General features: G+C 35.0%; 28 protein-coding genes. All 28 read left to right on the top strand.

Annotated features, from left to right (window positions below; translation table 11 throughout):
* Positions 1-223 precede the first annotated feature (223 nt).
* The 28 genes from prsW to aroA all read left to right on the top strand — a co-directional run bounded on the left by prsW (position 224) and on the right by aroA (position 24,665).
* Entirely contained in the window at positions 224-877 is a 654-nt protein-coding gene (gene prsW / locus ABC346_RS13350; protein WP_413235308.1) for a glutamic-type intramembrane protease PrsW, read from the top strand.
* Between the two features lie 175 nt (positions 878-1,052).
* Positions 1,053-1,877: a spore cortex-lytic enzyme gene (gene sleB / locus ABC346_RS13355; protein WP_413235309.1), complete on the top strand. Its 825-nt coding sequence runs from the start codon at positions 1,053-1,055 to the stop codon at positions 1,875-1,877.
* A 15-nt stretch (positions 1,878-1,892) separates the two neighbouring features.
* Complete coding sequence (ypeB, locus tag ABC346_RS13360; protein ID WP_413235310.1) at positions 1,893-3,236, top strand: germination protein YpeB; 1,344 nt, start codon at positions 1,893-1,895, stop codon at positions 3,234-3,236.
* Between the two features lie 87 nt (positions 3,237-3,323).
* Positions 3,324-3,989, top strand: a complete 666-nt coding sequence (locus ABC346_RS13365) for a flagellar brake protein (protein ID WP_413235311.1) — start codon at positions 3,324-3,326, stop codon at positions 3,987-3,989.
* 91 nt (positions 3,990-4,080) lie between these two features.
* Positions 4,081-4,773: a (d)CMP kinase gene (gene cmk, locus ABC346_RS13370; RefSeq protein WP_413235312.1), complete on the top strand. Its 693-nt coding sequence runs from the start codon at positions 4,081-4,083 to the stop codon at positions 4,771-4,773.
* 13 nt (positions 4,774-4,786) lie between these two features.
* On the top strand, positions 4,787-5,368 hold the full coding sequence (locus ABC346_RS13375) for a lysophospholipid acyltransferase family protein (RefSeq protein ID WP_413235313.1): 582 nt from the start codon (positions 4,787-4,789) through the stop codon (positions 5,366-5,368).
* Positions 5,369-5,486: 118 nt separating this feature from the next.
* Positions 5,487-6,617, top strand: a complete 1,131-nt coding sequence (gene rpsA, locus ABC346_RS13380) for a 30S ribosomal protein S1 (protein WP_413235314.1) — start codon at positions 5,487-5,489, stop codon at positions 6,615-6,617.
* 161 nt (positions 6,618-6,778) lie between these two features.
* Positions 6,779-7,675, top strand: a complete 897-nt coding sequence (locus ABC346_RS13385; protein WP_413235315.1) for a YIEGIA family protein — start codon at positions 6,779-6,781, stop codon at positions 7,673-7,675.
* A gap of 2 nt (positions 7,676-7,677) precedes the next feature.
* Entirely contained in the window at positions 7,678-7,863 is a 186-nt protein-coding gene (locus ABC346_RS13390) for a capping complex subunit for YIEGIA (RefSeq protein WP_413235316.1), read from the top strand.
* Positions 7,864-7,948: 85 nt separating this feature from the next.
* On the top strand, positions 7,949-9,259 hold the full coding sequence (der, locus tag ABC346_RS13395) for a ribosome biogenesis GTPase Der (protein ID WP_413235317.1): 1,311 nt from the start codon (positions 7,949-7,951) through the stop codon (positions 9,257-9,259).
* A gap of 19 nt (positions 9,260-9,278) precedes the next feature.
* On the top strand, positions 9,279-10,313 hold the full coding sequence (locus ABC346_RS13400) for an NAD(P)H-dependent glycerol-3-phosphate dehydrogenase (protein ID WP_413235318.1): 1,035 nt from the start codon (positions 9,279-9,281) through the stop codon (positions 10,311-10,313).
* A gap of 58 nt (positions 10,314-10,371) precedes the next feature.
* Positions 10,372-10,632, top strand: coding sequence for a stage VI sporulation protein F (locus tag ABC346_RS13405; protein ID WP_011066193.1), 261 nt, complete (start codon positions 10,372-10,374; stop codon positions 10,630-10,632).
* Positions 10,633-10,870: 238 nt separating this feature from the next.
* Positions 10,871-11,077, top strand: a complete 207-nt coding sequence (locus ABC346_RS13410) for a DUF2768 domain-containing protein (protein WP_413235319.1) — start codon at positions 10,871-10,873, stop codon at positions 11,075-11,077.
* Between the two features lie 19 nt (positions 11,078-11,096).
* Positions 11,097-11,825, top strand: coding sequence for a hypothetical protein (locus ABC346_RS13415; protein ID WP_413235320.1), 729 nt, complete (start codon positions 11,097-11,099; stop codon positions 11,823-11,825).
* A 184-nt stretch (positions 11,826-12,009) separates the two neighbouring features.
* Complete coding sequence (gene spoIVA, locus ABC346_RS13420) at positions 12,010-13,488, top strand: stage IV sporulation protein A (protein WP_413235321.1); 1,479 nt, start codon at positions 12,010-12,012, stop codon at positions 13,486-13,488.
* A gap of 355 nt (positions 13,489-13,843) precedes the next feature.
* Entirely contained in the window at positions 13,844-14,116 is a 273-nt protein-coding gene (locus ABC346_RS13425; RefSeq protein ID WP_010650679.1) for an HU family DNA-binding protein, read from the top strand.
* Positions 14,117-14,217: 101 nt separating this feature from the next.
* Positions 14,218-14,442: a trp RNA-binding attenuation protein MtrB gene (gene mtrB, locus ABC346_RS13430; protein ID WP_413235322.1), complete on the top strand. Its 225-nt coding sequence runs from the start codon at positions 14,218-14,220 to the stop codon at positions 14,440-14,442.
* A 103-nt stretch (positions 14,443-14,545) separates the two neighbouring features.
* Entirely contained in the window at positions 14,546-15,271 is a 726-nt protein-coding gene (locus tag ABC346_RS13435; RefSeq protein ID WP_413235323.1) for a heptaprenyl diphosphate synthase component 1, read from the top strand.
* A gap of 15 nt (positions 15,272-15,286) precedes the next feature.
* On the top strand, positions 15,287-16,003 hold the full coding sequence (gene menG, locus ABC346_RS13440) for a demethylmenaquinone methyltransferase (RefSeq protein WP_413235324.1): 717 nt from the start codon (positions 15,287-15,289) through the stop codon (positions 16,001-16,003).
* Between the two features lie 38 nt (positions 16,004-16,041).
* Entirely contained in the window at positions 16,042-17,013 is a 972-nt protein-coding gene (gene hepT / locus ABC346_RS13445; protein ID WP_413235325.1) for a heptaprenyl diphosphate synthase component II, read from the top strand.
* Positions 17,014-17,090: 77 nt separating this feature from the next.
* The gene (ndk, locus tag ABC346_RS13450; protein WP_413235326.1) at positions 17,091-17,537 is read left to right on the top strand and encodes a nucleoside-diphosphate kinase; all 447 of its coding nucleotides are present in this window, start codon (positions 17,091-17,093) and stop codon (positions 17,535-17,537) included.
* Positions 17,538-17,637: 100 nt separating this feature from the next.
* Positions 17,638-18,423, top strand: a complete 786-nt coding sequence (locus ABC346_RS13455) for a CheR family methyltransferase (protein WP_413235327.1) — start codon at positions 17,638-17,640, stop codon at positions 18,421-18,423.
* A gap of 99 nt (positions 18,424-18,522) precedes the next feature.
* Complete coding sequence (gene aroC / locus ABC346_RS13460) at positions 18,523-19,692, top strand: chorismate synthase (protein ID WP_413235328.1); 1,170 nt, start codon at positions 18,523-18,525, stop codon at positions 19,690-19,692.
* 2 nt (positions 19,693-19,694) lie between these two features.
* The gene (aroB, locus tag ABC346_RS13465) at positions 19,695-20,774 is read left to right on the top strand and encodes a 3-dehydroquinate synthase (RefSeq protein WP_413235329.1); all 1,080 of its coding nucleotides are present in this window, start codon (positions 19,695-19,697) and stop codon (positions 20,772-20,774) included.
* Entirely contained in the window at positions 20,771-21,148 is a 378-nt protein-coding gene (aroH, locus tag ABC346_RS13470) for a chorismate mutase (protein ID WP_413235330.1), read from the top strand. The genes aroB and aroH overlap by 4 nt, the downstream gene beginning before the upstream one ends.
* A 2-nt stretch (positions 21,149-21,150) precedes the next feature.
* Entirely contained in the window at positions 21,151-22,245 is a 1,095-nt protein-coding gene (gene hisC / locus ABC346_RS13475) for a histidinol-phosphate transaminase (protein ID WP_413235331.1), read from the top strand.
* Positions 22,246-22,253: 8 nt separating this feature from the next.
* On the top strand, positions 22,254-23,357 hold the full coding sequence (locus tag ABC346_RS13480) for a prephenate dehydrogenase (RefSeq protein ID WP_413235332.1): 1,104 nt from the start codon (positions 22,254-22,256) through the stop codon (positions 23,355-23,357).
* An 18-nt stretch (positions 23,358-23,375) separates the two neighbouring features.
* Positions 23,376-24,665: a 3-phosphoshikimate 1-carboxyvinyltransferase gene (gene aroA, locus ABC346_RS13485; protein ID WP_413235333.1), complete on the top strand. Its 1,290-nt coding sequence runs from the start codon at positions 23,376-23,378 to the stop codon at positions 24,663-24,665.
* The last annotated feature ends 193 nt before the right edge of the window (positions 24,666-24,858 follow it).

Below are 24,858 nucleotides of genomic sequence, written 5' to 3' on the forward strand. Positions count from 1 at the left end.
ATGTAAGTGAATCAATTTCATAATAAGATGATATTTTGTATAGAAGCTGAATGTTACTACGTTTAGCTTCCATTGCAGACGAACTCTTACTAGGGAATCGGATTTTAGCTAGCTTGAAAAAGAAGAATGCAATTTCTGAGTTATCATTATACATTCATTAAAGTAATAAACAATTACTAGATGCTAAAGTGAACGAATTGGGTTTTAGAGAAGAGGTATATTTATGTTGTCGATATTATCAGTTGGTATCGCCCCTGCTATAGCTTTACTATCGTATATTTATTTGAAAGATAAAATAACTGAACCAATCTGGTTAATTATACGAATGTTTATATTAGGTGCTTTGCTTGTGCTACCAATTATGTTTATCCAATATGCAATATCTAGTGAAATTGAATACAATTCCATCTTTGTCGAATCTTTTTTTCAGATTGCATTACTTGAAGAGTTTTTTAAATGGTTTTTATTTATGTTTGTTATATATCAACATGAAGAATTTGATAATCATTATGATGGAATTGTTTATGCCAGTTCAATTAGTTTAGGTTTTGCTTCTATTGAGAATATCTTTTATCTAATTACTAATGGAATTGAATATGCGTTCCTGCGAGCTTTATTCCCAGTATCTTCTCATGCGTTATTTGGAATAATTATGGGATATTATTTAGGAAAAGCAAAAACATATCCAGATTACAAAAAAAGAAACCTCACACTAGCTTTTCTAATACCTTTTCTTCTACATGGAGTATATAATTTTATTTTAAAAGGATTTAGTAGCTTTATTTTAATTTTGACTCCGTTTATGATTTTATTATGGATATTTGCGTTATACCGGTTAAAACGTGCTAATGAAAATACTCTAACTGATTTAAAATAACTACTTAGCAAGTCATACCGTTGACTGTTAAGTAGTTTTTTATTTACCTTGTAACGGGCAGTATATATCCACACTGAATGAAGTTTTAATTAATATTTCTTATCTGAATGAATAAAAAGGAAAATAACACAAAAAATAGTGATGCATCCTATAACAAGGAACGGAGGAAATAAAAATGCATCAAACATATAAGGCAATCATGTTATTTCTTGTTGTTTGTAGTAGTATCTCTATATGTTTTGTACAAACAGACAATACAAAAACCTATGCATTTAGTGATCAAGTAATCCAACAAGGTGCGGTTGGAGATGATGTTATTGAGTTACAAGCAAGGCTACAATATTTAGGGTTTTATAACGGTAAAATTGATGGTGTCTTTGGTTGGGGAACGTATTGGGCCTTACGTAATTTCCAATATGAATTTGGCATGGAAATAGATGGATTGGCAGGCCAAACAACGAAGGATAAATTAGTGCAAGCCAGTAATTACGATAAAGAATATGTTAATGAACAAATAAACAATGGAAATCAATTTACTCACTATGGTGGTGGAGATAGGAATACAGATGGCCAAAGTAATTCTGGTGGTGGAAATACAGGTGAGAGTAATGGTGGAACTACTGCTGTAAACGTTCCACAAGGTTATTCTCAAAATGATATTCAATTAATGGCAAATGCGGTATACGGTGAGGCCAGGGGTGAACCGTATGAAGGGCAAGTTGCTGTTGCGGCTGTTATTCTTAATCGATTAAATAGTGCGTTGTTTCCAGATACAGTATCAGGTGTTATTTTTGAACCACGCGCTTTTACAGCAGTAGCTGATGGGCAGATTTGGTTAGAACCGAATGAAAGAGCTCAAGAAGCAGTTTTAGATGCTATTAATGGTTGGGATCCTTCAGGAAATGCCCTTTACTATTTTAATCCTGATACCGCAACTTCTGGTTGGATTTGGACGAGGCCTCAGATCAAACAAATTGGAAAACATATATTTTGTAAATAGGAAGGTGTGAAAATTATGTTTCGCTGGATCGCTATAGGTGTACTTAGTGTAGCAGTAATTGGAACAGCGGTATGGGGTTATAACGAATATAGTGAAAAAAATGAAATAAAAGTACAAGCAGAAAATGAATACCAACGTTCATTTCATGAGTTAACTTATTACATGGATTTATTAAATGATGAGATTGGAACTGCATTAGCGATGAATTCGAAAGAACGGTTATCTCCACAATTCGTTGATATTTGGAGATTAACGTCTCAAGCACATTCGAATGTAGGTCAATTACCTTTAGGGTTATTACCTTTTCATAAAACAGAACAGTTTTTATCAGATATTGGAGAATTCACTTATCAAACAGCAGTACGAAACTTAGATGATGATCCATTAACAGAAGAAGAAACCCAGAAATTAAAAGACTATTATGCTCAATCTGGACAAATTAAAGATGAATTAAGACAAGTTCAACATGTTGCATTAGATGAAGGATTAAGCTGGATGGATGTTCAACTTGCGCTTTCAGATGAGAACTCACAACAAGATAATACAATCGTTAATGGCTTTCAAACTGTAGAGAAATCGGTAGAAGGATTTGGAGAAGGTTCCCCAGAGAATTCAACGATAAGTACAAAAACGCAAGACCACTCTTATAAAAATTTGACAGGATCAGAAGTCACAGAAAACGAAGCATTACAAAGAGCTATGGAAATATTTGAAATTAAAGATAAAGACTTACTTACGATTTCCGAGAGTGGAGAAGGTGCTGATACACCATTATATAGTATTTCCTATACTAAAGACGAAGAACACGGGTATATGGATATGGCAATAAAGGGAGGACACCCTTTAAGTTTATTAGTAAGTCGAGAAATGGGAGAAAAACAAGTCAGTTTAAATGAAGGTTCAGATAAAGCAAATGAATATTTAAAGTCGTTTGGACTTGAAGACATGACTTTATTCCAGAGTAGTGAATACGACCATATAGGTGTATATTCATTCTTATATAATGATAATGGTGTTCGAGTATATTCGGATGCTGTTGAGGTTAAAGTTGGATTAGATAATGGAGATCTACTTGGTCTTACCACCGACAGTTATTTTATGAATCACACGGATAGAGACATACCGGATCCAAAAATTTCAGAAGATGAAGCAATAGATAATGTCAATAGTTCTGTTGATATTCAAGAAAGTCACTTAGCAGTTATTGATAATGATGCTGGTGATGAGATCTTAACTTATGAATTTTTGGGTGTTATGGATGATGAAACCTACCGAATTTTCATAAATGCAGAAAATGGTCAAGAAGAACTCGTGGAGAAACTAGATGGTAAGGAAGTAAATTATAATTCTGTTTTATAAGGGAAGGTGAAAAAGCCTTCCCCTTTTTTAAATATTTTGTCATAATAAGTATAAAGTATGATTTTATTATCGTAATGGGGGTACTTTATGCTAGACATCGGAATTAAAATTCAATTGGAAGTTAAAAATCATGAGAAAAACAAAACAGATATCTATCTGTGTACGATAATTGATGAAACGGAAGATAGCTATATTATAAATTATCCTGTACACAAAGAAACATTGAAAACCACATTCTTTAATGTAGGTACATATTTTTCTGCTGTATATATAGGGGAAGATGACGCGATTTATCGTTTTCCAACAAAAATTACATCTAGAAAAAAGGCGAAAATCCCATCTCTATACATAACGAAGCCTGATGAAGAGCAATGGAAGAGAATTCAACGACGTGAGTATGTGCGTGTAGATGCTTCTGTTGATGTTGCAGTTCATAGTGTTCTTCAACAATTTGAACCTTTTACCACGACCACAATAGATATTAGTGGGGGTGGTGTTGCTATCTTAGCTCCAACAGTAATAGACCTTTCGCTTACTATGATGGTTGACATATGGTTGCCTCTTGAACGAAAATCTCAAAATAAAATTCATTATGCATACGCTCAAGCAGAAGTTGTTTCTATTCGTGAACTTAATATTAGAATGAATGTCGTATCATTGCAATTTCATTCCATCACTCAAAAAGATCGACAAGAGATAATTCGCTATTGTTTTGATAAAGAACGTGAAAAAAGGTTGAAAGAGAGAAATTAATTCGACCATAAAAAATAGAATATGTTATGATAATCATGAAGAAAGAGAACTTGGCACAAGCCAAGTTTTTTATTGTAGGAGTTGAACAAGAATGGAACAAACAATCACAGTAGCTATTGACGGACCCGCAGCAGCAGGAAAAAGTACTGTAGCAAAAATGATAGCAAATCAATTAGGATTTATTTATGTTGACACGGGCGCAATGTATCGTGCTTTAACCTATCAGTCTTTACAAGAGGATGTAGATCCTAAAAATGAAGAGAGAGTTTTATCTATATTAATGAATTCAATTATAGAATTAAAACAGACTGAAAATGGACAACGAGTCTTTGTAAATAACAAAGATGTCTCTGAAGAAATCCGTTATCCTGACGTTACCTCAAAGGTTTCTTTTGTTGCACAACACCCATCTATTCGTAAAGAGATGGTATCTAGACAGCAAAAGCTTGCAAATAACCTCAGTGTCGTAATGGACGGTAGAGATATTGGTACACATGTATTACCAGATGCAGAAGTGAAAATCTTTTTAATTGCATCCGTTGAAGAACGAGCAAAGAGACGTCATGAAGAGAATATTAGAAAGGGTATACCTTCGGACATTCAGACATTAAAAAAAGAAATTAGTGATCGAGATGAAATAGATTCAAATCGTGAAGTATCTCCATTAATCAAAGCAGATGACGCAATAGAAGTTGATACAACATCACTATCAATTACAGAAGTAAAAGATCAAATCTTACAAGAGATTTTTAAATATAGTACCCAAAATAGTAAGGGTGTCTAGAGGGGGGAGAAGGATGCTTTATAAATTTGCTAGATTTGTTATAGCAATCATTTTTTACCCGCTTTATCGCATTAAAGTGATTGGCAAAGACAACATACCTAAGTCTGGTCCTGTTATTATTTGTTCAAATCACATATCTAACTTTGACCCACCTGTTGTAGGTATCACCTCCAGTCGTGATATATCGTTTATGGCAAAAGGTGAGCTTTTTGAAAAACCATTTTTAGGAAAACTGTTAATAGGGATAAAGGCCTTTCCAGTTCGTAGAGGTCTTGCAGATCGCAACGCACTGCGTAACGGACTTAAGATTCTTGAAGAAGGACATACATTAGGCCTATTTCCAGAAGGTACGAGAAGTAAAACCGGAGAATTAGGAAAACCATTATCAGGTGTTGGATTCTTTGCTTTACGTTCAGAGGCTGTAGTCGTTCCCTGTGTAATAATTGGTGAATATAAACCTTTTTCTAAAACAACAGTAGCATACGGAAAACCGATGGATGTAAATTCCTACCGTGAACAAAAAGCTTCGGCAAAAGATATGTCAGAAGCAATTATGGGAGAAATCAGAAATTTGTATGATATTCACAAAAATTAATTGTCTTTACTTGACAAATAATTGTAATTATTAGAAGTTATAAATAGAAACTAGAATTTATCTTTCTTACTATTCCCTTATAAATGGATAGTTGAAGTGTACCTAGGAGGCTATGGAAATGAGTGAAGAAAGTAAAGATCTACAAACATTGGAAGTTGGAAGTACAGTAACAGGAACTGTCGTAAAATTAGAAGATAAGCAAGTTCTTGTAGATATCGGTTATAAAACAGAAGGTATTCTACCGATTGGCGAATTGTCTAGTATGCACGTTGAAGCAACAACAGATGTGCTAGCAGAAGGGGACACAGTTACATTAAAAGTAAAAAAGATAGAAGATGATGAAGTTATTCTATCAAAAAGAGCAGTCGATTCAGAAACTGCCTGGGAAGAATTGGAACAAAAATATAACTCCGGTGAAGCATTCGATACCACTGTAAAAGAAGTTGTAAAAGGTGGGTTAGTTGTAGACGTAGGTGTTCGTGGGTTTATACCTGCATCATTAGTAGAAACCTATTATGTGGAAGACTTCAGTGACTATCTGAATAAGTCTTTGAAAGTAAAAATCGCAGACTTAGATCGTTCACAAAATCGTGTGATTTTATCCCATCGTGCCATTGTAGAAGATGAGGAAAAAGCAAGAAAGAATGATGTGCTTCAATCACTTGAACCTGGACAAGTTATCGAAGGGACAGTTCAACGTATTACAAATTTCGGTGCATTTGTTGACCTTGGTGGAGTAGACGGTTTAGTTCATATTTCTCAACTTGCACATGAACATGTAGAAAAAACTTCTGACGTTGTTTCTGAAGGAGACAAAATTAAAGTAGAAGTATTATCTGTTGATTTAGATAATGAACGAATCTCTTTATCTCATAAAAACACATTACCGGGACCGTGGGCTAATGTTGAGGAACAATTTAAAGCTGGATCTACAATTGAAGGTACAGTGAAACGTTTAGTAAGTTTCGGTGCATTTGTTGAGTTACTTCCTGGTGTAGAAGGATTAGTACACATTTCTCAAATCGCCAACCGTCATATTGGAACACCGCAAGAAGTTCTTGAAATAGGACAAACTGTTCAAGTGAAAGTACTAGATGTTAGTGAAGATGATCAACGAATCAGCTTAAGCATAAAAGAATTAGAAGAAGAACAAGAGGCTAAAGAATTTAAACAATATGAGAAAGATGACGACCAATCTGGTTTTCAACTAGGAGATTTTATTGGAGATAAACTCGATAAATATAAATAAATCAACTTACTATAAAATGCCAAGGAAGAAATTATATTCTTTGGCATTTTATTGTTTACATACATTATTATTATAAAAAATTCAGCTTTTGTTTCCAGGTACTAATATTTATAAAATAAGCCATACTAACAGATACAGTTTTTAAAGATGAGGTGGCTTTCATGGAAATAGAAGCATATTTAAATGCAATACTTTTCGGAGTAGTAACTGGCACTATTGCAAGAATGCTAACACTACGGTCAGATTACCGTCAATATCCAACATACTTACATGGACGTATTATACATTTATCACTAGGATTTATTGCTGCTTCTTTAGGAGCTCTAGCAATTCCTGCACTACTTGAAATGGAATTTACAGCCGTCACATTTTTGACAGTTGCAGCCACACAATTTAGAGATGTTCGAAATATGGAAAGAAATACTCTAACGGAATTAGATGGGTTTGAACTGGTATCAAGAGGCAATACATATATTGAAGGGATAGCAATTTCATTTGAAAGCAGGAATTATCTAGTTATGTTTACTGCATTCTTAACTACCCTTGCATATATTGCTTGGGGATGGTTTCCTGCATCCGTTGTAGCGGTACTATCGTTTTTAATCGGATTGAGTCTTATGAGTGGATCTACTTTGAAGGATATAGTGGATATTGAACAATCGGAGATATCTTTTGATGGGGCAGGACTATACGTTGACAATATTTATATTATGAATATCGGTTTACCAGAAAGACAAGAAGAAATCTTAGAACACGGAATGGGTTTTATATTAAAACCAAAGAATATCAATATTGTTACTACTATAGCTAACCTTGGGCAACGTCAAGCAATATTGCATGATGTATCGGTTTCATTGGGTGTGTTTCGTGATTCAGGTACACCTGCATTAACACCATTAATTAAACGAGATTTAGATGATGGGCGCTTAGGTGTATTTATCCTCCCACTTGTAAAAGATGCAGAAAAGGCAAAAAAAGTAATAGGTGCTGTACCTGTATTAGAAAGTGCAGTCCGAATGCCATCTGAATCGAAATCAATTAAGAGGAGGAAATCGTGAATATGGAATTAGATAAAACTGTCTTAGCGATTATTACATCTAATCAATCTAAAGTAGCAGGCGGTGCACCGATCTTTATTTGTGATGAGGGAGAAGAACTAGAGTTGTTTGCAGCTAATTTAGAAGCAATAATTGATGGTATAGCACATCGATTAAGTGATGAAGTCTACATTATTGTAAAACACTAAATATAGAATTTAATTGTTTATCTTACCTTATTTTGCTAGAATGTATAAAGGCAAATAGACAAAAGAGAGAGGATGTTCCTTAAAGATGAGGAAATCTGTAGTAGCGATTGTTGGTAGACCAAACGTAGGAAAGTCAACCATCTTTAATCGCTTAGTAGGAGAAAGAATTTCAATTGTAGAAGATATCCCTGGAGTAACAAGGGATCGAATATACGCGAATGCAGAATGGCTTAATCATACTTTTAATATCATTGATACCGGTGGTATTGAGATAGGAGATGAACCATTACTTGTCCAAATGAGACAACAAGCAGAAATTGCTATTGATGAAGCAGATGTTATTGTATTTTTACTGAATGGAAAAGAAGGAATTACAGCTGCGGATGATGAAGTAGCTAAGTTATTGTTTAAGTCCAATAAACCTATTGTTGTAGGCGTAAACAAAATGGATAATCCACAAATGCATGAAACGATTTATGAATATTATTCATTAGGCTTTGGACAACCATTTCCAATCTCAGGAACACATGGACTGGGGTTAGGTGATTTACTTGATGAAGTCGTAGGTCATTTTCCAAATGAAGCAGAAGAAGAAAAAGATGAAGATACGATATATTTCAGTTTGATCGGGCGACCGAATGTAGGGAAGTCTTCACTTGTAAATGCATTACTAAATGAAGATCGAGTGATTGTCAGTGAAATAGAAGGAACAACTCGCGATGCCATAGATACGAAGTTACATCGAGATGATCAAGACTTTGTAATTATCGATACAGCAGGAATGCGTAAACGCGGGAAAGTGTATGAATCTACAGAAAAATATAGTGTACTACGTGCTTTACGTGCAATCGAACGTTCTGATGTTGTTTTAGTGTTAATTGATGCTGAGACAGGTATACGTGAACAAGATAAGCGTATAGCTGGTTATGCACATGATGCAGGTAGAGCAATTGTTATTGTTGTGAATAAATGGGATACGGTAGAATCGAATGAAAAAGCAATGAAAGAATTTGAGAAAAATATTCGAGCGCACTTCCAATATTTAGACTATGCTCCAGTTGTATTTTTATCAGCTAAAACGAAAAAGCGTATGCATACATTAGTGCCTGCGATTAAGGTAGCTAGTGAAAGTCATACGAAGCGTATTCCAACCAATGTATTAAATGATGTAATCATGGACGCTATAGCTATGAATCCTACTCCTACATTAAAAGGAAAACGCTTGAAAGTTCTCTATGCAACACAAGTTGCTGTGCAACCTCCAAGTTTCGTTGTATTTGTTAACGACCCTGAGTTAATGCACTTTTCATACGAAAGATTTTTAGAGAATAAAATTCGTGATGCATTTGGATTTGTGGGTACACCTATAAAATTATTCGCAAGAAGACGCCAATAAATTAGGGAGAGATGATCACATGAAAAAAGTTGCTGTACTAGGTGCTGGAAGTTGGGGAACCGCACTTGCAATTGTATTAGCTGACAATGGCCATGAAGTTCGATTATGGACACATCGGAAAGAACATGCGGAAACAATTACTAACACTCATCGAAATAATAAATATTTAGATGTTGATATTCCAAATGAAATTAGCGCTTTTAACGATATGCATCAAACTGTTTCTGGGGTAGAGGCAGTTGTGGTTGTAGTCCCAACGAAAGCGATTCGAGAAGTATGTAGTGAATTGAATAAGTGGATTGAACCACAAACAACGGTTATTCATGCGACAAAAGGTATAGAACCTGTTAGTTTAAAAAGGGTATCTCAAATGATCGAAGAAGAGATGGATATAAGATACGAAGATGTTGTTGTATTATCTGGTCCAAGTCATGCTGAAGAAGTTGCATTAAGACATCCGACTACAGTTACTACTTCATCTATTAATCTAGAAAAAGCGAAGCATGCACAAGACCTTTTCTCAAGTGATTCATTCCGTGTGTATACAAGCGATGATATTCTAGGTATAGAATTAGGGGGCGCATTAAAGAACATTATTGCACTAGGAGCAGGTATTTCTGATGGTTTAGGTTATGGTGATAACGCAAAAGCTGCTTTAATTACAAGAGGACTGGCTGAAATTGCTCGATTAGGTACATCGTTAGGAGCAAATCCGTTAAGTTTCCTAGGATTATCCGGTGTCGGAGATTTAATCGTTACTTGTACTAGCGTGCACAGTCGAAATTGGCGTGCAGGGAATCTATTGGGTAAAGGTAACCAGCTTGATGATGTACTAGAGCAGATGGGTATGGTAGTTGAAGGTGTACGTACAGTAAAAGCAGCTCATCAATTTGCTAAAGATCAAAACGTTGAAATGCCAATTACAAGTGGTATATATCAAGTCATATTTGAAAATAAAAACCCAAAAGATGTCGTGGAACAACTAATGAACAGAGGAAAACGAGACGAAATGGATGATTTAGCAGCGTTACTAAGAGAAAGATATTCGGAATAACACGAAAATTACCTCCTTGCATATAATATGGTGAATGAAATCGCAAGGAGGAAAAAATGTGAATAATTTTCAAAAAGGACTATTTGATAAATTACAGAAGAATGCAAACATTAATCCAGAAGACGTATATAAAGTTGCAGACTCTGTAAAGCATGCTAATTTTAAAGATGAACAAACCGTGCGTAATTTAGTAAAACAGCTAGCTCAAATGGCTAATAAACCCCTTTCAAAAGAAAGAGAAGATAAAATTGTACAATCCATTGTAAATAATAATATGCCAAGTGACATGAATAGTTTAAATAAACTTTTCAAAAAATAGCAGAGCATAGGCAATTGAGTATACGAAATCTTATTTATATGCATAAGATAAATCGCACAAGCATTCAAGGATAGAGTTGCTAAGGAAACTTATTTAGTCATCCCGTGGTAGAGTCACCCCCTTTATCACGGGATTCCTTATGTTTAATCCGTCACATAATATTAGTAAAATTCACTCATGCTATTGATGGATTATGTTATAATGACACCTATGTAGAGGATATTTATAGTTAGCTGAGGTGAAATCGTTGTCAATTTCAATGTTTATGATGTATGTTTCATTTGCAGGAATGTTTTTATTAATTCTCGCAATGGGACTGATTGTTTGGAGCAGAAGTAAACTTCGTGGCTGGGTACAGATGATAGTATCATTACTTGCTTACATCTGTTTAGTCAGTGGAGGATTTATTATCTTGTATGTCGTATTTAGCGGGCCTACACGATAATGATAAGGAGTTTTAAATTATGGAGAACCGTACATATTTGTTAATACCGATTATTTTACTTAGCTTCTTACTTACTGGATGTCTTTATCCGCAAAGTGAGAAGTCCGAGAACCAAATACCATATGAGGAGCAATTACAGACCGTTCAACAATCCGTAAATAGTTATAAAGAAGGTGAAAATGGTCTTGTACCAATTCGAACAAAGGATAATGATACTCCTGAATTTGAAAAATATTTAATTGATTTCAGTCAACTTCGTGAAAAAGGATATCTATCAGAACCTCCTGGAAATTCCTTTGAAAAGGGAGGCGTATATCAATATACCTTATTAAATCCCGAAGATGATCCAACAGTAAAGTTAATTGATTTACGAATTACAGAAGAAATTCGCCGTGTTAATGTTCAATTGGACTTTTATAGACAGGAAAATTATTATCCTGCTTTTGGGAAAAAAATCACGGACAAGTATTACACTATTGATTATAATAAATTAGGTCTTGAAGAAGCACCAACAGTAACTAGTCCTTATTCGCAAGAAGAATTGCCAATTATTATGGATCTAGATGGTAATCTTTTTGTTGATTATTCATATGACTTAAACAACGCTTTACAAGAATCTAATCATGCGTATTCGGAAGGTGACGATATTCGTTACTTACTAACTGACCACTCCCCGTTTGTTCCTGCATATTCTGTTCCGTATACGGTAAAAGATAATCAAGCTATTTTTTTAGATGAGATGGAATAAAAAAACCCTTGTAGCAATATATATTGTTGCAAGGGTTTTTTATATGGATGATGTACCTGTATGGAAAAATATATTAAAAATATTGCCAAACAAGGCATATTTTAATAGGACAACATCATAGAATCATAATGTCAATATATTGCGGGTGGTTAATATTAAAGTACGGAGATCGGGAGGGGATCTTTTGGAAAAAACGGATATTTTCAAAGACATTTCAAAACGGACTAACGGTGATATCTATTTAGGAATAGTTGGAGCAGTCCGTACAGGTAAGTCAACTTTTATTAAAAAGTTTATGGAGCTCGTAGTATTACCTAATATTGAAAGTGAAAGTGATCGTGCACGGGCACATGATGAATTACCACAAAGTGCAGCAGGAAAAACCATTATGACAACTGAACCAAAATTTATACCGAATCAAGCTGTACAAGTAAAGGTAGATGAAGGACTGGATGTAAATGTAAGACTTGTTGACTGCGTAGGATATGCAGTAGAAGGTGCCAAAGGATTTGAAGATGAAAACGGTCCAAGAATGATTCACACACCATGGTACGAAGATCCAATACCATTTCATGATGCAGCAGAAATTGGAACACGAAAAGTGATTCAAGAACATTCAACCATAGGAGTTGTTGTTACAACAGACGGAACAATTGGCGAAATTGAAAGACATGACTATGAAGATGCTGAGACAAGAGTAGTAGAAGAATTAAAAGAGGTCGGTAAACCATTTATCATGGTGGTGAACTCCACTCAACCTAAAAGTCAAGAAACAGAGTTGTTAAGACAAGAATTAGTCGAAAAACATGATATACCCGTATTGGCAATGAGTATTGAATCAATGACTGAGCATGATGTATATAATGTACTAAGAGAAGCATTATTTGAATTCCCAGTACTTGAAGTGAATGTTAATTTACCTAGCTGGGTAATGGTGTTAAACGAACGTCACTGGTTACGTCAAAATTATCAAGATGCTATTCAAACTACTGTGAAGGATATTAAACGATTGAGAGATGTGGATCATATCGTTGGTAACTTTACAGATTATGACTATATAGAGCAGGCAAGTCTAGCAGGAATGGAAATGGGGGAAGGTATAGCAGAAATTGACCTTCACGCTCCAGACTATTTGTATGATGAAGTATTAAAAGAAATTGTAGGAGAAGAGATTCGTGGAAAAGATCATTTGCTAGAACTTATGCAAGATTTTGCCTATGCGAAACGAGAATATGATCAAGTAGCCGGCGCATTGCAAATGGTGAAGCAAACTGGTTATGGAATTGCAGCTCCAACATTAGAGGATATGCAATTAGATGAACCAGAGATTATTAGACAAGGGTCTCGATTTGGAGTCCGTCTTAAAGCAGTAGCTCCATCGATTCATATGATTCGAGTAGAGGTAGAGTCGGAATTCGCACCGATTATTGGTACAGAAAAACAAAGCGAAGAACTGGTAAGGTATTTGATGCAAGATTTTGAAGAAGACCCACTATCGATTTGGGAGTCTGATATATTCGGAAGATCATTAAGTTCAATCGTTCGAGAGGGAATTCAAGCAAAAATTTCTCTAATGCCTGAAAACGCAAGATATAAATTAAAAGATACGTTAGAAAGAATTATAAATGAGGGCTCTGGTGGATTAATCGCCATTATTTTATAGCAGCTTATACATAGCTGCTATATTTTTTTGTGTTTTTTTAATAAAAATTAGAAAAACGGTAGGAAATATTTTATTTTTGTCGTATATGTATAGTGAAATATGACAATGCTTTGTGTATACTGAGTTGGAGGGATTTACCAAAACAACTCTATATTTTATACGGATATAGGTAAAAATAGGTAAAAATCCCAATAAATATTGAAGAAATCGATACTTTTTGTTGAATTTTATTCCAAACTCAGTTAATATAACCTTGTCATCACTTGTAAGGGATGACTTACTTGTAAGCAGACAATGAATCCGACATTAATATGTCGATTTGTCGAAATGAACATCCTGGGAGGAGGTGAATGTCATGAACAAAACAGACTTAGTGAATGCTGTTGCTGAAAAAAGTGAGCTTTCTAAAAAAGACGCAACAAAAGCTGTAGATGCAGTATTTGAATCTGTCATGGATTCACTGAAAAACGGTGAAAAAGTACAGTTAATTGGTTTTGGTAACTTTGAAGTACGCGAACGTTCTGCTCGTAAAGGACGTAATCCGCAAACAGGAGAAGAAATCGAAATTCCTGCAAGCAAAGTTCCAGCTTTCAAACCAGGTAAAGCCCTTAAAGACAGTGTAAAATAATAATTTTACATAGGGCTGCTACAAAGGGGTACGTTTTTAGCGTACCCCTTTTCTTCATTTTCATGAATATTTTATTCAAAAAATGCTAAAGGAGAAATAGAATGACAGACCGAACCGATAAAGCCGAATATTTTATTATAAAAGCTCTGGAGAATGGAGTGAATGTCATCGGATTAACAAGAGGTCATGATACTCGTTTTCATCATACCGAAAAATTAGATCAAGGAGAAGTGATGATTGCTCAATTTACCGAACATACTTCAGCCATCAAAGTAAGAGGTAAAGCATTAATACAAACGAGCCATGGTGAGATGACAAATGAATAATTTCTAATTATTGGAATTTAGAAGCTACATATATTCAATCGTTTTTATAAATGTAGAAATGTGCTATAATAGCTAAAGCAATTGAATGGCTGAAAGGGTCCAGGTGATATTCTTGACTACATTTATTACAAGAAATCAGAGCTATAGAGAGCTTCTAGATGAAAACTTAAAATATGGATATATTCATAAACATATAGAACAACCACTAATTGATGAAGCAAAATGGGGTTTACTCCAGTTCCTCGTTGAACAACATAGGTCATTGTCTCCGATGCAACGCGAGAGATATATTATTACAACAATGCTCGTACAGATCGCCTTGGATACCCATGATCTTGTTCCTATAAAAAAGGTTGCCGAAACAGAACAAGAAACACTGTCAAAGCAATTACAAGTGCTTTCTGGCGATTATTATAGTGGATTATATTATTTTCTATTGTCAGAAGTAGGAGAAATAGAATTTATTCAAACGTTAGCAAATGCAATACGAGAAATTAACGAATTAAAGATGACATTATATTACCAAGATTCTCCCACCTTACATGAGTGGATAAATGTAACCAAAAAGATTAATTCGATGTTAATTGTACATGTAACACAATTTTTATATGATGATACTGCAAATGAATTAATTACAGATTGGCTTATCTTACAACGACTTGAATTAGAGAAAGAGTATAATAATTCAGTAATTGGAGAAACAACGATTAACACTTATCGGAAAAATGTAAGTAATCTTGTTCAAACATTATCAAATCAAACTGCATTTATTACTCATTATATTCAAGATCAACCAAACGATAATGTGAAAATCTCGACTAGACTTTAGAGGAAGTGTGTTTTAATGGGGAAACCATCATCAAAAGAAGAGCGTGTGCATCATGTTTTTGAAAATATATATTCCAAATATGATTCAATGAATTCGGTTATATCTTTTCAACGCCACAAAGCTTGGCGTAAAGATACAATGAAACGTATGAATGTTCAAGCAGGGGAAACTGCATTGGATGTATGTTGCGGAACAGGAGATTGGTCCGTTTCACTTGCCGAAGCGGTTGGAAAAACAGGTAAAGTAATCGGTCTTGATTTTAGTCAAAACATGCTCTCAATTGCAAAACAGAAAAAACAAGACATGCAATTAAATCAGCTAGAACTCATTCCTGGTAATGCGATGGAATTACCTTATGAAGAAAATAGTTTTGATTATGTTACAATTGGATTTGGACTACGTAATGTACCAGATTATATGACGGTTTTAAATGAAATGCATAGAGTTGTTAAGCCTGGTGGTAAAGTGGTCTGTATCGAAACCTCGCAGCCTACCTTAATTGGTTATCGGCAAGCATATTACTTTTATTTCAAATTTATCATGCCGATATTAGGTAAATTGATTGCCAAGAGTTATAAAGAATATTCTTGGTTACAAGAATCAGCAAAAGATTTTCCTGGAAAGAAAGAATTAAGAGAAATGTTTTTAAAAGCTGGATTCGATCAAGTAGAAGTGAAAAGTTATACAGGCGGAGTTGCTGCAATGCATATGGGCTTTAAAGCATCTCAATAAGAACGTAGAATTGTTAAAGGTAAAATAAGGTGACTTACATGAAACTACCAAAAATTTATGGCTTTTTAAAGAAGGATATGGAAAGTATAGAATCTGCATTGCAGGATAGTATACAGGCAAATCATCCCGTGTTACGTGATGCATCAATGGAATTATTACATGCAGGAGGGAAGCGAATTCGTCCTGTTTTTGTTTTGTTATCTTCTCAATTGGGGGATTACGACCTTTCTAAAATTAGAAAAGTTGCAGTTACATTAGAATTAATACATATGGCTACTCTCGTTCACGATGATGTGATAGATGAAGCAGAACTAAGAAGAGGAAAACCGACAACAGCCTCCATATATGGCAATCGTGTCGCTATGTATACGGGAGATTATATTCTAGCTAGAGCACTAGAAGAAATAACCGATATACCCGACAAGCGTGTACATGAATTATTATCAAAAACGTTAGTGGAAGTTTCCATTGGAGAGATTGAGCAAATTGAATATAAATTTAATTGGGAACAAAACTTTCGTGATTATCTACGACGTATAAAAAGGAAAACTGCTTTATTGATAGCTAGTAGTTGCAAGCTAGGAGCAATTGTCGGTGGTTTAAATGATTATCAGGCAAGTAAGCTTTACCAATATGGCTATTACATAGGAATGTCCTATCAAATTATTGATGATATATTAGATTTTACTTCTACCTCCAAAGAGCTAGGAAAGCCTGCAGGCAATGATTTATTGCAAGGTAATATAACACTACCGGTTTTATATGCCATGGAAGATAAGACCTTCAAACAATCACTTTTTGAAGTATTTACAAAAGATGCTCATGTCACGACAAATGATATGAAAATACTAATTCAGCAATTAAAAAGAACAGATGCAATTAAAAGAAGTTATGCTGTAAGCGATTTGTATTTAACAAAAGCTTTATCTGCATTAGATGAAATACCAGATTCTCGTGCAAAAAAAACACTCCAAGACATTGCAACGTATATTGGTAAAAGAAGATCCTAAGTAATTGTTATTTTTAAGAAAATTTGATATTATTTTATAGGTTGCATATTTAAATACATAAGTTGGGGTGATTTTTTATGGAGAAAACATTTTTAATGGTAAAACCAGATGGAGTTCAACGGAATTTAATTGGTGAAATTGTAAAAAGGTTTGAAGCAAAGGGGTACAAGCTTGCTGGTGCGAAGTTGATGCAAGTGTCTAATCAATTATCTGAAACGCATTACAGTGAGCACAAAGATCGTCCTTTCTTTGGTGAATTAGTTGATTTCATTACTTCTGGACCAGTATTTGCAATGGTTTGGGAAGGTGAAAACGTAATTGCAACAGCACGAAAAATGATGGGTAAAACAAACCCGTTAGAAGCAGACCCAAGTACAATTCGTGGTGATTTCGGGATTAGTGTAGGAAAGAATATTATTCATGGCTCTGATTCAGCAGAAAGTGCTGAGAGAGAGATATCTCTTTTCTTCGCAGAAAATGAAATCGTTTCCTATGAAAAACATGCAAACAATTGGATTTATTAATAAGTGAAAGCGGAAACAAATTTGTTTTCGCTTGATACATCACCTCCGTTAAAGTAAACGGAGGTTTTTATATACATACTGTTGATTCGGAGTGAAATGAATGGATGATTATAATACTTTTTTAGAAAAAGTTCACCAAACTCTTAGTTTGGATTTAGCTTTATATAAAGAAACACAGATGAAACGAAGAATAACAACTTTGAGAGACAAACGGGGATATACTTCCTACATTCAATATCTTCAAGCTTGCATGAAAGATGAGCGACTGTTAAAGGAATTTACAGATCGATTAACAATTAATGTCTCCGAATTTTATCGCAACCCTAAACGATGGGAAGTATTACAAAAAAATATATTTCCTGATTTGGTATCCGAAAAAACAAAAATAAAAATCTGGAGCGCCGCATGCTCTACTGGAGAAGAACCTTATAGCTTAGCAATTCTATTGCGTGAACATTTTCCAAAACTAGACTTTGAAATAATCGCTACGGATATTGATGAAAATGCTCTAAAAAGCGCAAAACAAGGAATGTATCAAAAACAGTCTCTAAAAGATTTACCTGAACGACTAAAAAATAAATACTTTGAAATAACAGGCACAATATATTCGATTAATCCAGAATTGAAACAACATATTACCTTTAAACAGCATAATTTATTAGCAGACGTTTATCCTCATAACGTCGACCTAATTGTATGCAGGAATGTATTAATCTATTTTACTGATAAAGCGAAGAACAACATCTATCAAGGATTTAGTAATGCTCTATCACCAAATGGAATATTGTTTGTAGGGAGCACAGAACAAATCTTTACTCCTCAGCAGTATGACTTTGAACTAGAAGAGACATTTTTCTATAAGAAGAAACAATCAATTTCTTCATAAAAAAATTAAAAATAAATCATGTTAAAGACTACCCTATCTTTTCTTATCTATGATATAGTAATTAGAAAACTTTCAACTATTTAAGAAGGAGAATGTAAATTGCGATACATAACATCTGGTGAATCTCATGGTAAACAATTAACAACGATAATCGAAGGCCTTCCTTCACAATTACCGATTACTGCGGAAGATATTAATGCTTCTTTACGCAGAAGACAAGGAGGACACGGTAGAGGGAAGCGAATGCAAATAGAAAAAGATACCGTAGATATTGTTAGTGGTGTTCGTCATGGCTATACATTAGGATCTCCAATTTCACTAGTAATACGCAACGATGATTTTAAACATTGGACTGATATTATGGGCGAAGAACCAATGGAAGATCCAGCAAAAATGCGTCGAGTAGTTACCAAACCAAGACCTGGACATGCAGATTTAAACGGTGCGCTTAAATATGGGCACAGAGATATGAGGAATGTATTAGAACGTTCTTCTGCAAGAGAAACAGCTGCGCGTGTTGCCGCTGGTGCTGTTGCTAAAATACTCTTAAAAGAACTTGGAATTGAAGTGACCGGCTATGTAAAAGAGATAGCAGGTATTGAGGCTAGTGATCTACCAGACTTAAATGCACAAGAGCGAGCAGATAAGGCAAATCATTCACCAGTAATGGTTCTTGATGCTACTGTTGAGGAACAAATGACAAATGCTATTGATCAAGCTAAAAAAGAAGGAGATTCTATTGGTGGTGTCTGTGAAGTATTTGTTGAAGGTATGCCCGCAGGAGTTGGATCTTACGTTCACTATGATCGAAAGTTAGATAGTAGATTAGCAGGAAGTGTCGTTAGTATTAATGCGTTTAAGGGTGTCGAATTCGGAATCGGGTTTGAGGCAGCGAAACGAAATGGCAGTGAAGTTCATGATGAAATAGCGTGGGATGAAACACGTGGATACTACCGTACTACGAATAGATTAGGTGGCTTTGAAGGTGGTATGACTACCGGGATGCCAATTATTGTACGAGGAGTCATGAAGCCAATCCCAACACTCATGAAAAGACCACTAACAAGTGTCGATATCGAAACAAAAGAACCTTTTAAGGCAACTGTAGAACGATCAGATGCATGTGCTGTTCCTGCGGCATCAGTAGTGATGGAACATGTAGTAGCATTTGAATTAGCAAAAGCTCTTACCGAACAATTTTCTAGTGATCGATTTCCACAATTAAAGAAAGCAATTGATGATTACAGAGAAGAAATTAGGTGTTTCTAAAAATGGAAGAAATGACAGTAAAATCAAACCATTCCTCGTATCCAATCTATATTGGTCAAGGACTAAGATACCAAATAAGCACATATATAAATAAAAAATATACAAATATATTTATTATTACGGATGACCACGTAGGAAGTCGTTATCTTAAAGATGTCTTACAGGGATTTCCAACTGATGAAAACATCTGTCATTTCACCATTCCTTCTGGAGAAAATTCAAAAAGTATCGATAAGTTTTATAGTTTGCAAACGGAAGCTCTCAAGAATGGCTTAGACCGTCAGTCATTAATCATTGCATTAGGTGGAGGAGTTGTAGGTGACTTAGCTGGTTTTGTTGCTGCGACGTTTATGCGTGGTATTGATTATATTCAAGTTCCGACAACTATTCTCGCGCACGATAGCAGCGTAGGAGGAAAAGTCGCAATTAATCATCATTTGGGAAAAAATTTAATCGGAAGTTTTTTTCCGCCCGTTGCCGTAATTTATGATGTAGAAACTTTGTCAACACTACCACCTCATGAGATTAGAAGTGGTTATGCTGAAATTGTAAAAGAAGGGTTAATTGCAAATCAAAAAATGTTTCTTTCTTTATTGGATCATTCATTAGTATCAATCAAACCTCATCAGCTAGAAATATATTTGAAAGCAGGAATTCAAGTAAAGGCTAGGATTGTAGAGCAAGATGAGAAAGAAGCAGATATAAGAAAGTTTCTCAATCTAGGACATACATTAGGTCATGCATTAGAAACCATACACGGGTATGGGAACATCACCCATGGTGAAGCAGTTGCAAATGGTCTTTTATTTGCGCTTCATGTCAGTGAACAAGAATTTCAAGTGCAGCTACCTTTTTACCAGTTGTATCAGTGGTTAAAAGATAATAACTATCCTATCCTTTCTATTTCTGAAGAAGAAATCACAAAGCTAATGGAGCTTATGAAAACAGACAAAAAATCAATTGGCGGCAAAATACAGATGGTTCTTTTGAAAGAAGTGGAAAGTCCAGTAACTGTCTCATTAGAAAATGCAATGATAAAACATCATTTACAGACCTATCAAGAAAGGATGGAGAAACTGTGACGAGAGGTGTACGAGGAGCAACAACTATCCAAGAAAACGAAGCAGACGAAATCGTCTTGCAAACAAAAAAACTTGTTAAAGATATGGTAGAACAGAACAACATTAAACCTGACGATGTGTCACATGTATTTATCTCAGTGACTAAAGATGTGACAGCTGGGTTTCCAGCCAAAGCATTAAGGCAAATAGATGATAGTTGGAAATATGTACCTGTTATGTGTATGACAGAGATCGATGTGCCAAATAGTTTATCCAAATGTATTAGAGTGATGATGGTTATTCGAACGGATAAAGCACAACAAGAAATCCATCATGTGTTTCATAATAATGCTGTGAAACTTCGACCAGATTTGCTACAAAAGGAAGGCGAATAGATATGCAAGGTAAAGAAATCTTAAAACAGTTGAGTCCTTACAAGCAAGGTAAGCAAACAAAAGATATTCAAAAAGACTATCAACTAGATTATATTGTAAAATTGGCATCGAACGAAAATCCATATGGATTTTCTGAACAGGTTTCTGAAGCGTTAAAAGCAGAAAATTTTGATTTTCATATTTATCCTGACGGTTACACCTCTGATTTACGTACTGCTTTAACAAGAAATTTAAACATTGATGAAACAGAAATTATCTTTGGTAGTGGTTCTGAGGAAATTATTCAATTATTATGTCGCTCCTATATTGTCCCTGGATCGAATGTTGTTATGGCTACTCCAACATTTCCACAGTATAAGCATTACTCGCTTATTGAGGGGGGAGAAATTAAAGAAATCCCAACAGACGAGGAAGGTTATCATCAGTTGGATAAGATGCTAGCTACGATAGATGATCACACTGCAATTGTTTGGCTATGTACCCCCAATAACCCGACAGGAGCTGCGTTCTCAAAAGATGCGCTTATTTCTTTCCTAGATCAATGTCCAAAAGAAGTGCTTGTCGTATTAGATGAAGCGTACTATGAATATTTGCAATCCGATAAAGAATTAGATGCATTACAGTTGCGTCATACCTATAGTAATGTAATTGTGCTTCGCACGTTTTCAAAAGCTTATGGATTAGCTGGATTACGTATTGGTTATGGTATCGCTAACGCAAACATCATCGAAACATTAGATAAAGTTCGTGGGCCATTTAACACGAACTCAGTAGCTCAAAAAGCAGCTTCATATGCACTGGAAGATCAAGAGTTTATTCAACATACCAATCAAGAGAATTATAGAAACCTAACAGAATTCCAACGTTTTCTAGAAGAATTAGGCTGGGGTTACTATGATTCGGAAGCTAACTTCCTATTGGTAAAAACACCGACCAGCGGGATGGACGTCTATGAGTATTTACTTCGATTTGGTTTTATCGTTCGACCAGGTGAACTATTAGGTATACCAAAAACCATTCGAGTAACGATTGGTAAAGAACACGATATGAAAGAATTACAAAAAGCGTTAGAACAATTTGATCATGAACTAGGATAGGTGTATGCATGAAACAACAAACGATATTAATAGCAGGATTAGGCTTAATTGGAGGCTCTATAGCAAGAGCAATCAGAAATTATTCAGACCATAAATTAATTGGCTTTGATGTAGACGAACTATCTTTAAAATATGCCAAAGATACTGGAATCATTTCAGATTACGATACTAACTTACAAAGTATTGCCCAAAGCGCAGATATAATAATTTTAGCCGCACCAATTACAGAAACAATTAAGATGATTGAAGAACTAGATCAAGTGGAATTTTCAAAACAGGTAATTGTAACGGATACCGCCTCTGTGAAAGGGGCAATTTTAACAGCAGCACAACAAGTCAAAAATCCAAACATTACATTTGTTGGCGGGCATCCGATGGCGGGTTCACACAAACGAGGAATTGAAGCTTCTAAAGCGCATCTTTTTGAAAATGCGATCTATGTATTGTCTCCTCTAGATGATGAAGCTTTAGAACAAATAGAAATAATTAAATCGGTACTTCAAACAACTAAATGTAAATTCTTAGTTTTAAAACCAGAAGAGCATGACGAGATGACAGGAGTTATCTCTCACTTTCCACATTTGATTGCATCTTCACTTGTTCATCAAGCAAAAAAATGGGAACGAACGCATGCATACTTACCAAATCTTGCAGCTGGTGGATTTAGAGATATAACTAGAATTGCATCGAGTAACCCTCAGATGTGGCAGGATATCTTTCATCATAATCAATCAAAAATGTCTTATTTTTTAGAAGACTGGATACAAGAGATGAGTCATTTGAAATTGCTAATAGAAACAAATGAGAAAAATGAAATACTGGATTATTTAGATAGCGCTAAAAAATATCGAGATGGTTTATCCGAAAAGGAACAAGGTGCTATTCCATCTTTTTATGATGTTTATGTAGATATTCATGACCAATCTGGTGCTATAGCTAAAGTTGTACAAATATTAGCGGATGAAAATTTCAGTATTAAGAACATCGAAATCCTAGAAGTACGTGAAGGAATAACTGGAGTGTTAAGACTAAGTTTCCATACCCAAAAAGAACAAATAGAAAGTTCGAACAAACTCACTTCTTTAGGATATGAGACAATGATACAAAATTAAGAAAAGGGAGTTGTAGAGATGAATCCAATAACATTACAACCAATCTCTGGTTCTCTTCATGGAATAATTAAAGTACCTGGGGATAAATCGATATCTCATCGTTCGATCATTTTTGGTTCCATCGCAACAGGGACAACAACTGTAACCAATTTTTTAGATGGGGAAGACTGTATGCGTACGATCAATGCCTTCAAAGAAATGGGTGTACCGATTCAAAAAAATGGATCTAATATTACAATCGAAGGTACTGGTATAAGTGGACTAATCGAACCAAAAAAGGAATTAGACTTTGGAAACTCAGGAACAACGACTCGATTAATGTTAGGTTTACTAGCTGGACTCCCATTTAATACCAGAATATATGGTGATGCATCGCTTTCTAAAAGGCCGATGAATCGAGTTGTTGATCCACTTCGTTTAATGGGAGCGAGTATTGATGGTAAAGAGCAAGGAAATTATTTACCTCTAACCATAAAAGGGACAACATTAAATTCGATTGAATACGACTTACCAGTCAAAAGTGCTCAAGTGAAGTCTGCCTTGCTTTTAGCAGGATTACATTCAGAGAATACTACAGTAGTTCGAGAAAAAACACCAACTCGAAATCATACTGAAACAATGTTACAAGCATTTGGAGCAAATATAAATACAGATGGTCATACAACATCCATTTCAAAAATGGATGAACTTCAAGGCTGTCACGTAGAAGTACCTGGTGATATTTCTTCAGCTGCTTTCTTCATTGTTGCAGCATGTATAGTACCTGGAAGTGAAATAGTATTAAAAGATGTTGGACTTAACAATACGAGAACCGGCATCATCGATGTTGTTCTTCAAATGGGGGCTAAGCTTACAATTGAAAATGAGCGTATTGTTGGAGGCGAAAAAATAGGTGATATACTTATAAATAGTTCCCAATTACATGGTGTTACTATTGAAGGAGACACAATACCTCGTCTTATCGATGAGATACCAATTCTGGCGTTATTAGCGACTCAAGCAGAAGGAACAACGATTATTAAAGATGCACAAGAGTTAAAAATAAAAGAGACAGATCGATTGCTCGCGGTTTCTGAAAATCTTTCACAACTTGGAGCGGATGTAACTCCCACAGAAGATGGAATGATTATTAAGGGGAGTGCGCAACTAAAAGGTGGTAAGTTCAAATCTTATGACGATCATCGAATCGCCATGATGGGAATTATTGCATCATTAGTTACGAAAGACAACGTAACCGTAGATAATATTGATTGTATAAGTATTTCATACCCTAACTTTGTCAATGATTTACAGTCTATATTAAAATAAGATTATGTATGGATTAACCCTGCTATGAAAGGATATGTTTATCCTTTTCCGCTGGGTTTTTCTCATTCCAAGAAATTATAAAATTTGTTTGGTTTTGATAACAAAACAACTGAACCATCCACGTCTTGAGCTTGCGCATTGTACTCTAAGCGCGTTATTTGAAGGATGAAGTTCTTTTCTGTATGATTAAACT

It is taken from the genome of Oceanobacillus phoenicis, assembly GCF_047238145.1.
Classification (GTDB): domain Bacteria; phylum Bacillota; class Bacilli; order Bacillales; family Amphibacillaceae; genus Oceanobacillus.

Excerpts from the sequence above, each read along its gene's own strand:
- prsW (WP_413235308.1), top strand. The coding sequence starts at position 224 with ATGTTGTCGATATTATCAGTTGGTATCGCCCCTGCTATAGCTTTACTA.
- sleB (WP_413235309.1), top strand. The coding sequence starts at position 1,053 with ATGCATCAAACATATAAGGCAATCATGTTATTTCTTGTTGTTTGTAGT.
- ypeB (WP_413235310.1), top strand. The coding sequence starts at position 1,893 with ATGTTTCGCTGGATCGCTATAGGTGTACTTAGTGTAGCAGTAATTGGA.
- ABC346_RS13365 (WP_413235311.1), top strand. The coding sequence starts at position 3,324 with ATGCTAGACATCGGAATTAAAATTCAATTGGAAGTTAAAAATCATGAG.
- cmk (WP_413235312.1), top strand. The coding sequence starts at position 4,081 with ATGGAACAAACAATCACAGTAGCTATTGACGGACCCGCAGCAGCAGGA.
- ABC346_RS13375 (WP_413235313.1), top strand. The coding sequence starts at position 4,787 with ATGCTTTATAAATTTGCTAGATTTGTTATAGCAATCATTTTTTACCCG.
- rpsA (WP_413235314.1), top strand. The coding sequence starts at position 5,487 with ATGAGTGAAGAAAGTAAAGATCTACAAACATTGGAAGTTGGAAGTACA.
- ABC346_RS13385 (WP_413235315.1), top strand. The coding sequence starts at position 6,779 with ATGGAAATAGAAGCATATTTAAATGCAATACTTTTCGGAGTAGTAACT.
- ABC346_RS13390 (WP_413235316.1), top strand. The coding sequence starts at position 7,678 with ATGGAATTAGATAAAACTGTCTTAGCGATTATTACATCTAATCAATCT.
- der (WP_413235317.1), top strand. The coding sequence starts at position 7,949 with ATGAGGAAATCTGTAGTAGCGATTGTTGGTAGACCAAACGTAGGAAAG.
- ABC346_RS13400 (WP_413235318.1), top strand. The coding sequence starts at position 9,279 with ATGAAAAAAGTTGCTGTACTAGGTGCTGGAAGTTGGGGAACCGCACTT.
- ABC346_RS13415 (WP_413235320.1), top strand. The coding sequence starts at position 11,097 with ATGGAGAACCGTACATATTTGTTAATACCGATTATTTTACTTAGCTTC.
- ABC346_RS13425 (WP_010650679.1), top strand. The coding sequence starts at position 13,844 with ATGAACAAAACAGACTTAGTGAATGCTGTTGCTGAAAAAAGTGAGCTT.
- mtrB (WP_413235322.1), top strand. The coding sequence starts at position 14,218 with ATGACAGACCGAACCGATAAAGCCGAATATTTTATTATAAAAGCTCTG.
- menG (WP_413235324.1), top strand. The coding sequence starts at position 15,287 with ATGGGGAAACCATCATCAAAAGAAGAGCGTGTGCATCATGTTTTTGAA.
- hepT (WP_413235325.1), top strand. The coding sequence starts at position 16,042 with ATGAAACTACCAAAAATTTATGGCTTTTTAAAGAAGGATATGGAAAGT.
- ndk (WP_413235326.1), top strand. The coding sequence starts at position 17,091 with ATGGAGAAAACATTTTTAATGGTAAAACCAGATGGAGTTCAACGGAAT.
- ABC346_RS13455 (WP_413235327.1), top strand. The coding sequence starts at position 17,638 with ATGGATGATTATAATACTTTTTTAGAAAAAGTTCACCAAACTCTTAGT.
- aroB (WP_413235329.1), top strand. The coding sequence starts at position 19,695 with ATGGAAGAAATGACAGTAAAATCAAACCATTCCTCGTATCCAATCTAT.
- hisC (WP_413235331.1), top strand. The coding sequence starts at position 21,151 with ATGCAAGGTAAAGAAATCTTAAAACAGTTGAGTCCTTACAAGCAAGGT.
- ABC346_RS13480 (WP_413235332.1), top strand. The coding sequence starts at position 22,254 with ATGAAACAACAAACGATATTAATAGCAGGATTAGGCTTAATTGGAGGC.
- aroA (WP_413235333.1), top strand. The coding sequence starts at position 23,376 with ATGAATCCAATAACATTACAACCAATCTCTGGTTCTCTTCATGGAATA.